The organism is Bacillus sp. FJAT-45037, from assembly GCF_002797325.1.
Lineage (GTDB): Bacteria > Bacillota > Bacilli > Bacillales > Bacillaceae_D > Alkalihalophilus.
Window position 1 is genome coordinate 107,328 of record NZ_KZ454938.1, and the last position, 12,570, is coordinate 119,897.

10 protein-coding genes are annotated in these 12,570 nt (G+C 40.8%); 9 read left to right on the top strand and 1 reads right to left on the bottom strand.

Features of this window, described 5'->3' with window-relative positions:
- Positions 1-83 precede the first annotated feature (83 nt).
- The 7 genes from putP to CDZ88_RS00500 all read left to right on the top strand — a co-directional run bounded on the left by putP (position 84) and on the right by CDZ88_RS00500 (position 8,218).
- Positions 84-1,595, top strand: coding sequence for a sodium/proline symporter PutP (gene putP, locus CDZ88_RS00470; RefSeq protein ID WP_198507796.1), 1,512 nt, complete (start codon positions 84-86; stop codon positions 1,593-1,595).
- A gap of 216 nt (positions 1,596-1,811) precedes the next feature.
- Positions 1,812-2,102, top strand: coding sequence for an Asp-tRNA(Asn)/Glu-tRNA(Gln) amidotransferase subunit GatC (gene gatC, locus CDZ88_RS00475; RefSeq protein ID WP_100371684.1), 291 nt, complete (start codon positions 1,812-1,814; stop codon positions 2,100-2,102).
- 14 nt (positions 2,103-2,116) lie between these two features.
- Positions 2,117-3,574: an Asp-tRNA(Asn)/Glu-tRNA(Gln) amidotransferase subunit GatA gene (gene gatA / locus CDZ88_RS00480; protein ID WP_100371685.1), complete on the top strand. Its 1,458-nt coding sequence runs from the start codon at positions 2,117-2,119 to the stop codon at positions 3,572-3,574.
- A 15-nt stretch (positions 3,575-3,589) separates the two neighbouring features.
- Positions 3,590-5,020: an Asp-tRNA(Asn)/Glu-tRNA(Gln) amidotransferase subunit GatB gene (gatB, locus tag CDZ88_RS00485; RefSeq protein WP_100371686.1), complete on the top strand. Its 1,431-nt coding sequence runs from the start codon at positions 3,590-3,592 to the stop codon at positions 5,018-5,020.
- A 339-nt stretch (positions 5,021-5,359) separates the two neighbouring features.
- Complete coding sequence (locus CDZ88_RS00490) at positions 5,360-6,265, top strand: diacylglycerol kinase (RefSeq protein ID WP_100371687.1); 906 nt, start codon at positions 5,360-5,362, stop codon at positions 6,263-6,265.
- A gap of 385 nt (positions 6,266-6,650) precedes the next feature.
- The gene (gene rlmD, locus CDZ88_RS00495) at positions 6,651-8,033 is read left to right on the top strand and encodes a 23S rRNA (uracil(1939)-C(5))-methyltransferase RlmD (RefSeq protein WP_100371688.1); all 1,383 of its coding nucleotides are present in this window, start codon (positions 6,651-6,653) and stop codon (positions 8,031-8,033) included.
- Positions 8,034-8,035: 2 nt separating this feature from the next.
- Entirely contained in the window at positions 8,036-8,218 is a 183-nt protein-coding gene (locus CDZ88_RS00500) for a hypothetical protein (RefSeq protein ID WP_100371689.1), read from the top strand.
- Positions 8,219-8,313: 95 nt separating this feature from the next.
- Here CDZ88_RS00500 and CDZ88_RS00505 read toward each other — a convergent pair whose 3' ends face one another.
- Positions 8,314-9,993 carry a glutamine--tRNA ligase/YqeY domain fusion protein gene (locus CDZ88_RS00505; RefSeq protein ID WP_100371690.1) on the bottom strand — a complete coding sequence of 560 codons (1,680 nt, stop codon included), beginning with the start codon at positions 9,991-9,993 and terminating at the stop codon, positions 8,314-8,316.
- 310 nt (positions 9,994-10,303) lie between these two features.
- Here CDZ88_RS00505 and CDZ88_RS00510 point away from each other — a divergent pair, with 310 nt between their 5' ends.
- Both CDZ88_RS00510 and CDZ88_RS00515 read left to right on the top strand, forming a co-directional pair.
- Entirely contained in the window at positions 10,304-11,026 is a 723-nt protein-coding gene (locus tag CDZ88_RS00510) for a spore coat protein (protein WP_100371691.1), read from the top strand.
- Positions 11,027-11,399: 373 nt separating this feature from the next.
- The gene (locus CDZ88_RS00515; protein WP_100371692.1) at positions 11,400-12,458 is read left to right on the top strand and encodes a Delta(5) desaturase DesA; all 1,059 of its coding nucleotides are present in this window, start codon (positions 11,400-11,402) and stop codon (positions 12,456-12,458) included.
- Positions 12,459-12,570: the final 112 nt, after the last annotated feature.

A 12,570-nucleotide genomic window follows, 5' to 3' on the forward strand; every position in this document is an offset into this window, starting at 1 on the left:
TGGATGCTATTGTATATACCCATGCCATTATTGATTTTGTTTTCACTAGTTTCGTTACTGAGGTATAGGAGGAGAGGATAACATTGGAATTAGCTACAATTATAACTTTTATAGTGTATTTAGTTGGTATGCTCGTCATTGGACTCATAGCCTATAAGATGACAAGTAACTTATCAGACTATGTACTTGGGGGACGAAGCCTAGGCGGTAGTGTTGCTGCCTTGAGTGCAGGGGCATCTGATATGAGTAGTTGGCTATTACTAGGCTTACCGGGCGCTATGTATGTCGGTGGAATGAGTGAAATATGGCTCGCAGTTGGTTTAGCAGTAGGTGCTTACTTGAACTGGCAATTCACGGCGGCGCGTCTTCGCACATATACTAAGGTTGCGAATGACTCCATTACATTACCAGACTTTTTAGAACATCGTTTTAATGATACATCAAAGTCGTTACGTATTATCTCGGCTTTAGTTATTTTAGTTTTCTTTGCATTTTACACGTCTTCAGGACTTGTAGGGGGAGCCTTACTTTTTGAATCGTCATTTGGAATGACGTATAATCAAGCCTTATGGATTGGTGCGATTGTTATTATTTCGTATACATTCCTAGGAGGATTCTTAGCGGTAAGTTGGACGGATTTCTTCCAAGGGATCTTAATGTTCTTAGCACTAGTTCTTGTTCCTATCGTAGCGGTCAGTGAAATGGGTGGTTGGAGCGAAACAGTTAATGCTGTTGGTGCCATTGATCCATCTTACTTAGATGCATTTACTGGTGTTGGAATTATCTCGATTCTATCACTTCTCGCATGGGGCCTTGGTTACTTCGGTCAGCCTCATATCTTGACTCGTTTTATGGCAGTTAAATCCATTAAAGAAATTCCAAAAGCGCGTCTTGTTGGAATGACTTGGATGGTCTTGGCTTTATTTGGAGCAATCTTTACTGGTTTTATCGGTATTGCTTACTTCTCTGTGAACGGTCCAGCAGGTGCTGCGATCGGTGACGGATCTCATGAAACAGTCTTTATCTTATTTACGCAAATTCTCTTTAACCCGTGGATCTCTGGTTTCTTATTAGCGGCGATCCTCTCGGCGATCATGTCTACGATTGACTCTCAGCTCCTTGTTTCTTCAAGTGCGCTTGCAGAGGATGTATACAAAGGATTCATTCGTAAAAAAGCTTCTCAAACGGAGCTTGTTTGGGTCGGTCGTATCGGGGTGGTCGTAATTGCTTTAGTAGCCATCGTTCTTGCTTATAATCCAGATAGTACCGTACTTGAACTTGTTGGATACGCTTGGGCAGGTTTTGGTGCTGCCTTTGGACCGGTTTTACTTCTCGCCTTATTCTGGAAACGCATGACACGTAACGGTGCTTTAGCTGGTATGATCGTCGGTGGTGTTACGGTTATTCTTTGGGCAGAGCTTGATCGTTGGTTTGGCCTAAGTGCAGATCAATATCCAATTCTAGGGCTTTATGAAATCATTCCTGGTTTCTTCCTAGCGGCAATTGCTGTCGTTGTCTTTAGTCTAATCGATAAAGAACCATCTGCAGACATCCAAGCACAATTTGATCAAGTAGAAGAAGAATTAAAGCAATAATTGTGATCTGGAGAAGGTTACCTGCAAAGCGGGTAACCTTCTTTTAATGTTTTCAGAAAAAGCAAAAAGAAATTCGAAAAAATAACGCCGTAATCAAAGTACTTTAAAGGAATAAAGTGGTCTTGATTGTATTGGGCTTTATTGCCTATAGGTGTTGAATTTGGTATCATAATGAATATTATCTGCATGCACGAACAACTACTGGAGGTGATTGGGATGTCACGCATCTCAACAGATGAGGTAAAGCACGTTGCAAACTTAGCAAGACTTGCGATTACAGACGAAGAAGCGGTTAAATTTCAAGGTCAACTTGATGCCATCATTACGTTTGCTGAAAAACTAAATGAACTGGATACAACAGGTGTGGAACCAACATCACATATTCTTAACATGAAAAATGTGTTACGCGAGGATAAGCCATCAGAAGGTTTACCGATCAAAGACGTACTAAAGAATGCACCAGATCACGAAGATGGCCATATCCGTGTGCCGTCTATCATAGAGTAGGGGGGACAAGCTTCATGTCATTATTTGACCATAAAGTAAAAGAACTACATACAATGCTTCAAAGTAAGCAGGTAAAGGTATCTGAACTTGTCGACGAGTCCTACAAACGTATTGCGGACGTAGACGGCAAAGTGCAAGCCTTTTTAACATTAGATGAGGAAAGAGCTCGTGCCTATGCAGCGGAATTAGATGAGGCGATCGGAACGGACGCAACACGAGGCTTATTATTTGGGATACCGATTGGAGTGAAAGATAATATTGTCACAAAGAACTTACGTACCACATGCTCGAGTCGCATTTTAGAGAACTTTGATCCGATTTATGACGCAACGGTTGTCAATAAATTACGCGATGCTCAATCTGTGACCATTGGTAAGTTAAATATGGATGAATTCGCCATGGGTTCATCAACGGAAAACTCGGCATTACAAAAAACACGTAATCCTTGGAATCTTGATTATGTCCCAGGTGGATCAAGTGGTGGTTCGGCTGCAGCTGTAGCAGCAGGAGAAGTACCATTTACACTTGGATCAGACACAGGTGGTTCAATCCGTCAGCCAGCAGCTTACTGTGGTGTTGTTGGATTAAAGCCGACATACGGTCGTGTATCACGCTTTGGTCTTGTTGCATTCGCTTCGTCTCTTGATCAGATTGGTCCTGTGACACGTAATGTAGAAGACAACGCCTATTTACTACAATCGATTGCTGGTGTGGATCCAATGGATTCAACATCAGCGAATGTTGACGTCCCTGATTTCTTATCGGCGTTAACTGGAGATGTAAAAGGATTAAAGATCGCTGTGCCAAAAGAATATTTGGGTGAAGGCGTTCAAGAGAGCGTGAAGCAATCGGTGCTTGATGCATTAAAAGTATTAGAGGGGCAAGGGGCGACGTGGGAAGAAGTATCCCTCCCGCACTCTAAATACGCACTAGCAACATATTACTTATTGTCATCTTCAGAAGCATCAGCGAACTTGTCTCGTTTTGATGGAGTTCGTTACGGTTATCGGACAGACAATGCTGACAACCTACTTGAAATGTACAAGCAAACACGTGCAGAAGGATTCGGTGACGAGGTAAAGCGTCGGATTATGCTTGGAACATTTGCGTTAAGTTCAGGTTACTACGATGCGTATTATAAAAAAGCACAACAAGTACGTACGTTGATTAAGCAAGATTTTGAGAAGATTTTTGAACAATATGATGTAATTGTTGGACCAACCACGCCAACGCCAGCTTTCAAGATTGGTGAGAAAACGGATGACCCAATGACGATGTATGCCAACGATATCTTAACCATCCCAGTTAACTTAGCGGGGGTACCAGGAATCTCTGTCCCATGTGGCTTCCAAGATGGCTTACCTCTAGGCTTACAAATCATTGGGAAGCACTTTGATGAAAGTACAATTTACCGCGTCGCACACGCGTTTGAAACGGCAACTGATTATCACACAAAAAAACCAGTATTGTAAGGGGGGAATAGAGCGATGAATTTTGAAACGATTATTGGCCTTGAAGTACACGTCGAGTTAAAAACAGATTCAAAAATTTTCTCAGCCAGTCCAAACCACTTCGGTTCGGAGCCGAATGCGAATACGAGCGTCATTGACCTTGGGTATCCGGGCGTTCTTCCTGTCTTAAACAAGCGAGCGGTTGAGTATGCAATGAAAGCTGCGATGGCTTTGAACTGTGAAGTAGCAACAGATACAAAGTTTGACCGTAAAAATTACTTCTACCCAGATAACCCAAAAGCATATCAGATCTCCCAATTTGACAAGCCAATTGGTGAAAATGGTTGGATCGATATCGAAGTAGGCGGCAAAAAAAAACGTATAGGGATTACACGTCTTCACCTTGAAGAGGATGCGGGTAAACTGACTCACTCAGGAAATGGGTATTCTCTCGTGGATTATAACCGTCAAGGAACACCGTTAATTGAGATTGTTTCAGAACCAGACATTCGCACTCCAGAAGAAGCGTATGCGTATCTAGAGAAGCTTAAGTCCATTGTTCAATATACTAATGTATCTGATTGTAAGATGGAGGAAGGCTCATTACGTTGTGATGCCAATATTTCTCTTCGCCCAGTGGGACAAGAGAAATTCGGTACAAAAGCAGAGTTAAAAAACTTAAACTCCTTCAACTTCGTACGCAAAGGACTAGAGTATGAAGTGAAACGTCAAGAGCAAGTTCTTTTAGCAGGTGGCATTATCGAGCAAGAAACACGTCGTTTTGATGAAGCTTCAAGCAAGACACTCCTAATGCGTGTGAAGGAAGGGTCTGATGATTATCGTTATTTCCCAGAGCCAGATTTGATCCCTCTTTATATTGACGATGAGTGGAAAGAACGCATTCGAGCTGAGATTCCAGAGCTTCCGGATGCAAGAAAGAAGCGTTATGTCAAAGAGCTTGGACTTCCGGAATACGATGCAACAGTGCTAACGATTACTAAAGAAATGGCTGATTTCTTTGAAGCAACTGTTGAACAAGGTGGAGATGCAAAACTTGCATCGAACTGGCTCATGGGGGCTGTTAATGAGTACTTAAACGCTGAGCAAAAAGAACTTCAAGACGTTGCTCTAACACCAGAAGGCCTAGCCAAAATGATTCAACTGATCGAAAAAGGAATAATTTCCTCAAAAATCGCGAAAAAAGTGTTTAAAGACCTGATTGAACAAGGCGGAGACCCAGAGCAAATCGTTAAAGACAAAGGACTTGTTCAAATCTCTGATGAAGGCGAGCTTCTTAAGATGGTGACTGAGGTACTTGATAACAATGACCAGTCCATTGAAGACTTCAAAAGTGGTAAAGAACGCGCCATTGGTTTCTTAGTCGGTCAAATTATGAAAGCTTCAAAAGGGAAAGCTAACCCGCCTATGGTGAATAAGATCTTATTAGAAGAAATTAAGAAACGTTAACACATACTCTCCTACGTCAGGGGATAAGTGCGAGTGGAGAACCTTGGAGGGGACCCACTCGTTTTTTTGAGGAGGATGAAAGCAAGTGATATATGGGTATCTTTTAGTAGGGATTTTGCTAGTCGCAATGTGGGTATATATTATAAAGAAAAGATAGTGAGCACTCAGACCTTTGATGGTCATTAACACTAGATTGGCATGTACATCAACATTTTACATACGATGGAGTTAAGTGTAACAATTGTTCATTATGCATTCAGTAGGGTACAATACAGACAAGACTATTTGACAAATTGTGGCTTGAATAAAAAAGAATATTAATAAAAGTAGGGGATCGCTATGAAAAGAGCACGTCTTATCTATAACCCAACTTCTGGACGTGAACAGATTCGAAAGAACCTTGCTTATGTGCTAGAACGCCTTGAAAAAGCAGGGTATGAAACATCGGCACATGCAACCACAGGGGAAGGTTGCGCTAAACGGGCAGCTAGATTAGCGGCTGAACGAGGAGTCGACCTGGTTATTGCAGCAGGCGGGGACGGAACGATATTTGAAGTGGTAAATGGCCTAGCCGAACTTGAGAAGCGACCAATGCTTGGACTCATTCCTGCAGGCACAACAAATGACTTCGCCAGAGCTCTTCATATCCCAAAAGAAATTGAAAAGGCATGCGATGTGCTATGCGATGGTCATGTTGATCCAATTGATATCGGACAGGTCAATGATAAATATTTTATTAACATCGCAGCAGGCGGAACACTAACTGAACTTACCTATGAAGTTCCTAGTAAGCTCAAAACAATGCTGGGTCAATTAGCGTATTACATTAAGGGATTAGAAAAATTACCACAAGTTGCACCGACTCACGTACGTATTGAGTACGACGGAAAAATGTTTGAAGGGGAAATTATGATGTTTCTCGTGTCCAATACGAATTCTGTCGGAGGTTTCGAACGTCTAGCACCAGAAGCTTCATTAGAGGATGGAATGTTTGATTTTATAATTGTTAAAAAGATCTCATTCCCTGAGTTCTTACAACTTGTTACCCTTGCGATGCGCGGGGAACATCTGACGCATCCGAAAGTAATGTATGTTCAAGCAAATCGAATAAAAGTTCATGTGGATAGTGACATGCAGCTTAATTTAGATGGTGAGCACGGTGGCGCGTTACCAGCTGAATTTGTTAATCTTTATCAACATTTCAACATGCTCACACCGAAAAACCGTAAAAAACAGCGTAAATAAAATCGATAGAGGCTGCCTTGAGTGAGTAAGGTAGCTTTTTTACGTTTGTAGCGGGAGGTTGTGGTGATCTGAATTGAGCGAGTGAGGAGACTTTCGCGCAAAACAGGATCGTTTCCGCGCATTTGAAGAAGGTTTTCACGCAATAATGAAGGCTTTTCGCGCAAATATACTATATATTAGCGCAAATGCAGCAAAAAAATGGAAAAACAAACAGCGACAACTCATCTCTTTTATTCTCACAACCCAAATCACAGATAGAATTCTTCGTCTGAAGTCGTCGCATAACCACTTACCCACGCAATAGAATGTGAAGCGTTCTTCGTATCTATCCGAAAAATATGCTACAATCACATCAGAAATAAAAGCGAAAAGGACGGCTATAAAAATGAGCAAACAACAAGCACCAGTTGAAAAAAATGAGATTATTGATGTACAAATAGAAGATTTAACCCACGACGGTGCAGGCGTAGCGAAAGTAGATGGCTACGCCTTATTTATCCCTAAAGCACTTCCGGGAGAAATGGTAAAGGTGAAAGTCGTAAAAACGAAAAAAGGGTACGGGTTTGCGCGCATTCTTGAAACGATCGAAGAAAGCCCAAACCGCACAGAGCCCCCTTGTCCAATCTACAACCAATGTGGTGGCTGTCAGCTTCAGCATATGAGCTACGAGGCTCAGCTACAATATAAGCAAAAGCAAATCCAAGATGTGTTAGAGCGAATTGGCCAAATCACAGACATTCCCGTTCACCCAACACTTGGGATGAATGACCCGTGGCGTTACCGTAACAAAGCTCAAGTACCAGTGGGTGAAGACGAGAATGGATTGATCGCTGGCTTCTATCAAGAGCGCAGCCACAGGATTATCGATATGGACGAATGTTTAATACAGCATCAAGAGAACGATGAAGTCGTCAGCCATGTCAAGGAGATTGTTAAGAAATACGGCATTCGTGGATATGATGAAGATAAGCATTTAGGTACTCTTCGTCACGTTGTCGCACGGTACGGGAAACAAACAGGAGACATCATGGTCGTCCTCGTAACAAGAGGGAAAGAGCTTCCAAATAAGAAAAATATCATTGAAGACATTAAACAAGCAATCCCGAAGGTCAAATCAATTGTACAAAATGTCAATCCTAAGCGTACTAATGTGATTTTCGGAGATCAATCAATAGTCCTGTGGGGCGATGAGTATATTTATGATTCGATTGGAGACATTCGATTTGCCATCTCGGCTCGCTCTTTCTATCAAGTAAACCCAGACCAAACGAAAGTGCTTTATGATAAAGCGCTAGAATACGCCGATCTAAAAGGCGATGAGACAGTAATTGATGCGTACTGCGGGATTGGGACCATTTCTTTATTCCTCGCCCAAAAAGCAAAGCATGTCTACGGTGTGGAAATTGTACCTGAGGCCATTTCTGACGCGAAGAAAAATGCTGAAATGAATGGCTTTACCAATGTCGACTTTGCTGTAGGTGAGGCAGAGAACGTCATGCCATGGTGGTACGCACAAGGGGTTCGCCCAGACGTCATCGTCGTTGATCCACCACGAAAAGGCTGTGACGAAAAACTGCTTGAGACAATCTTGAACATGCAACCGAAACGCGTCGTCTACGTCTCCTGTAACCCATCAACACTAGCAAGAGACTTGCGAGTGCTAGAAGACGGTGGATATCAGACAAAAGAAGTGCAGCCAGTAGATATGTTTTCGCATAGTACGCACGTTGAGTCGGTGGCGTCGCTAACTTATAAAGGGAGTTCATGAAAATGGAAGCTAACGAATTTAATGTAGTACCTGAAAAACTGGTAGGTAAAATTGTTGAAGACATTGCTGTTACTGATTTGGCTGTCGTTATAAAGCTTTCTGATAACACTTACCTAGACATTTACCTTGATCATTCTGTAAAAAAATTAAAAACGTCAACAAACAAATTAGAAACTAAGGGCTGAAAAAATTTCCCTTTTATGATGAATGGTCACTTAATTTGCATCCCCACCACAGAAAAGACCTGCGAGCCTATTCGCAGGTCTTTTCCTATTTCTTTTTAAAGCTTAAACGAACTTTTCAACGAAACAATCAAGTTAAACACAAGGTTTTCTTTAGTTGTGTCTTTTGGGTCGACATTGAAATAGCCGTGTCTGAAGAATTGGAACTTGTCTTGTGGGCTTACGTCTTTCATGTTTGGCTCAACAAACCCTTTTAACGCTTCAAGTGAATCAGGATTTACTTGATCGAGGAATGTTTTTTCGACTGCTGGTTCTGTTGCTTCTGCTTCTTCTGTCTCTTCTACATCGTCGCTTAATAGAAGCGGCTGGTACAAATGGAATTCGGCAGGGACAGCTTGTGTCGCTTCGACCCAATGCAATGTTCCTTTGACTTTACGGCCTGTGAAGCCTGAGCCACTCTTTGTTTCACGGTCGTACGTACAATGGATTTCAACGACGTTTCCATCTTCGTCCTTAATGACATCTTCACATTTAATGAAGTAAGCATGCTTCAGGCGTACTTCGTTACCAGGGAAGAGGCGGAAGTATTTCTTCGGTGGATTCTCCATAAAATCTTCTTGTTCAATATAAATTTCTCGTGAGAATGGAATTTGTCTTGTTCCCATTTCTGGATTTTCAGGGTTGATCTCCGCATCGAGCATTTCAACTTGTCCTTCAGGATAGTTAGTAATGACAACTTTTAGCGGTCGAAGAATTCCCATCGTACGAGGTGCCTTTAACTTTAAGTCCTCACGTACGAAGTAATCGAGCATTTGCGAGTCAACAGCACCTGACCCCTTAGAAATTCCTGTCTCACGTACAAATGTACGGATCGCCCCAGCTGTATAGCCTCTTCTTCTTAGCCCTGAAATGGTCGGCATCCGTGGGTCATCCCATCCATCGACATAGCCTTCATCAACAAGCTGCTTTAATTTGCGTTTACTCATCACGGCATTCGTAATATTTAAGCGACCAAACTCAATTTGTTGCGGAACGCTTGGCGTCTCACATTCTTCAATGATCCAGTTGTAAAGAGGGCGTTGATCTTCAAATTCTGTTGTGCAGATCGAATGTGTCACATCTTCAATTGCATCTTCTAATGGGTGAGCGAATGCATACATTGGGTAGATGCACCATTCATCTCCTGTATTATGGTGTGTTGTATGAGAAATCCGGTAAATGACAGGATCTCTTAGATTAATATTAGGAGAGCTCATGTCAATTTTTGCGCGCAATACTTTTTCGCCGTTGCCAAACTCGCCTTGACGCATACGTTCGAATAAGTCTAAGTTTTCTTCGATGGAACGGTTACGATAAGGACTGTCTTTTCCGACCTCTGTTAACGTACCACGGTATTCACGAATTTCATCTGCTGAAAGATCATCAATATAAGCTTTGCCTTTATTAATGAGTAAAACCGCTTTATTGTACATTTCTTGGAAGTAATCAGAGGCAAAGAACAGACCATCCCAATCATATCCAAGCCACTTAACATCTTCTTTAATCGCATGAACATACTCTGCATCTTCTTTTAGTGGGTTCGTATCATCAAAGCGCAGATTTGTTTTCCCGTTAAACTCATCAGCCAAGTCAAAGTTAATAACGATTGATTTCGCATGTCCAATATGTAGGTACCCATTGGGTTCGGGTGGGAAACGAGTTATTACATGGTTTCGTTTACCGGACTCTATATCTTCTTTTATCGTATTTCGTATGAAATTGGAAGAATTATGTTCCATGTTTTCTCACGCCTTTTCTATTTAGGAGTTAGGTATAGAATGTTTTTCCATTCTACACTATTTAATAGACAATATTGTATCACAAGTCACTCCCTGAACAAATGCTCGGTTTGAATATACCGCACTTTTGAGTAGTAATGAAGGTGACCTCTTTGATTCATTATTAACCAAAAAGAGTGCGGGTAAAAGTGAACGGATAATATATAGCGAAGAATGAAGAGTAGCTCTTGAAATCGCTACGTTCTAAGTAGCAATATTTTCATTCGCCCATAGGATAGTCATAGAGCTTTTAGGAAAAGGGGCGGATATGATGAATGATTCGATGGTGAATGTTGATCAGACGCATGTTGTTGCTTATGCAAAGGGAGATGTAACAGGAGGTGGCTGGAATGACCATGTCTATCTCACGGGAAAGCAAACACCTGATAGCCCGTATATTCAAGACATCACACTCGTGGTCCAAGACGGACGATCAGGCTCAGTGACAAGAGTACCATTAAGTGATAACACTGGTTATAATCCTACTTTGTTTTTAGGGGATTTTACCGGAAATGGAGTTGCTGATATCTTAATCAGTATCAATACAGGAGGGAGTGGTGCGATAATGTACCATTACATCTATTCATTCCTTCATAATATACCACAACTGCTTTTTGATTTTAATGTGTACAATCAACATTTTCAATATGAAGTAACCTTTCAAAATTATTATAATGTCGAAGTGATTAGCCAAATAAATAATACAAAATACGTAATAGATATTTCCACACGAGATCGTGCGTATTTAAACGAAATTTATCATCAAAACGGCGCTTTAAAAAGTCCGATACATGGGTTTGTCAATCCATTAAGCGGTTTGTATCCGGTAGATTTTGATTCAAATCATGTGTATGAGTTATTAGCCTATCAAAAAATAGCAGGAAGATACAATGCAGACTCTCTTGGTTACGTTTTAAACACGTTAGGTTGGCAAGATCAGATCTTTGCATTACAAAATCAACAAGTAGCAATCGGGGGGACGCAACATACGTAGAGTCTGCGACATAACTAATGAGTTTAACTCAGGATACGAACGATGCGTTAATTTAGCGACGTATAGTTCAGGAGCGGTTTACATAAGCCGCAACCTCAGAATTCCATAAATTAACCTAAAGAGAAAACAATTTTTATCAGTAAAAGTGCCGGTTACACTGATTGAAAGAAGCTCTTGCCAAAGAGTGTAAGATTGTTTTGCTTTATGGTTTCTTTGACACCTTGTTATGAAATAGAGATCCCCCAAGAAAGAGATATGACACTTGTCATATCTCTTTCTTGACGTTCATGACTACTTAGTGGATTGGTTATCTTATATGATGAGGGTAACAAAATATCAAAAATGATTAAATCCATTCTCTTGAGGAGGAAATATGAGTACTCAAAAACTATCTCAACTTAAAAAAAGCATTGCGCAGTTCGAGAAGTCAGATGTTAAATCAAGCATGAAACAAATAATCAACACGATTCCGCCGTTCTTCTTACTGTGGTTTCTAGCGTATCAAAGTTTGTCTGTTTCTATCTGGTTAACGTTTGCCTTAGCAATTGTCGCTGCAGGGTTTGTCATTCGAACCTTTATCATTTTTCATGATTGTTGTCATGGATCGTTCTTTAAAAACAAAAAAGCGAATAATATTATCGGGACCATTACAGGTGTGATTACGTTGTTTCCATACGAAAAATGGAAGCGGGAGCACTCGATTCATCATGCCACAAGTAGTAATTTAGATAAACGTGGTACAGGTGATGTGTGGATTATGACGATCGATGAGTATGTCAATGCCTCGTTTAAAGAGCGTTTGGCGTACCGACTGTATCGTAATCCACTTGTAATGTTTGGGCTCGGACCTCTTTTCTTGTTCTTCATTGCGAATCGCTTTAATCGTAAAGATGCAAGAAAGAAAGAACGAATCAATACTCATGTCATCAATATTTCTGTTGTAGCTGTTTATTCACTAGTTATTTGGTTAATTGGGTGGCAAGCATTCCTACTCGTGCAGGCACCGATCTTGTTCGTATCTGGAGCATTAGGAATTTGGTTATTTTATGTACAACATCAATTTGAAGATTCATACTTTGAAGATGAAAAAGAGTGGGATTATGTAAAAGCTGCAATTGATGGCAGTTCATACTATAAGCTCCCGAGAGTTTTACAATGGGTAACTGGGAATATTGGCTACCACCATATTCATCATTTAAGTCCAAGAGTGCCGAACTACAACTTAGAAAAAGTACATGAAACGACACCACCACTTCAACAAGCAACAACGATTACTGTGAGATCAAGCTTACAATCGATTCGTTTCCGTTTGTACGATCAAACGAGTAAAACTTTTGTAAGTTTTAAACAGGTGAAACATCTTATCTCGAAATCCAGTGCAAGTGAGGATTTAAAGAAAAGCCAACCTAGACTTCAAAGCAACAATAAATAGTAAAACGAGAAAACCGTTCAATAACGTATTGAATGGTTTTTCGTTTCTTCATTAAATCACAAAAAAATTGTTAATTATTGTATCATAAGTAGTAGAAAAATAATTTATCGAT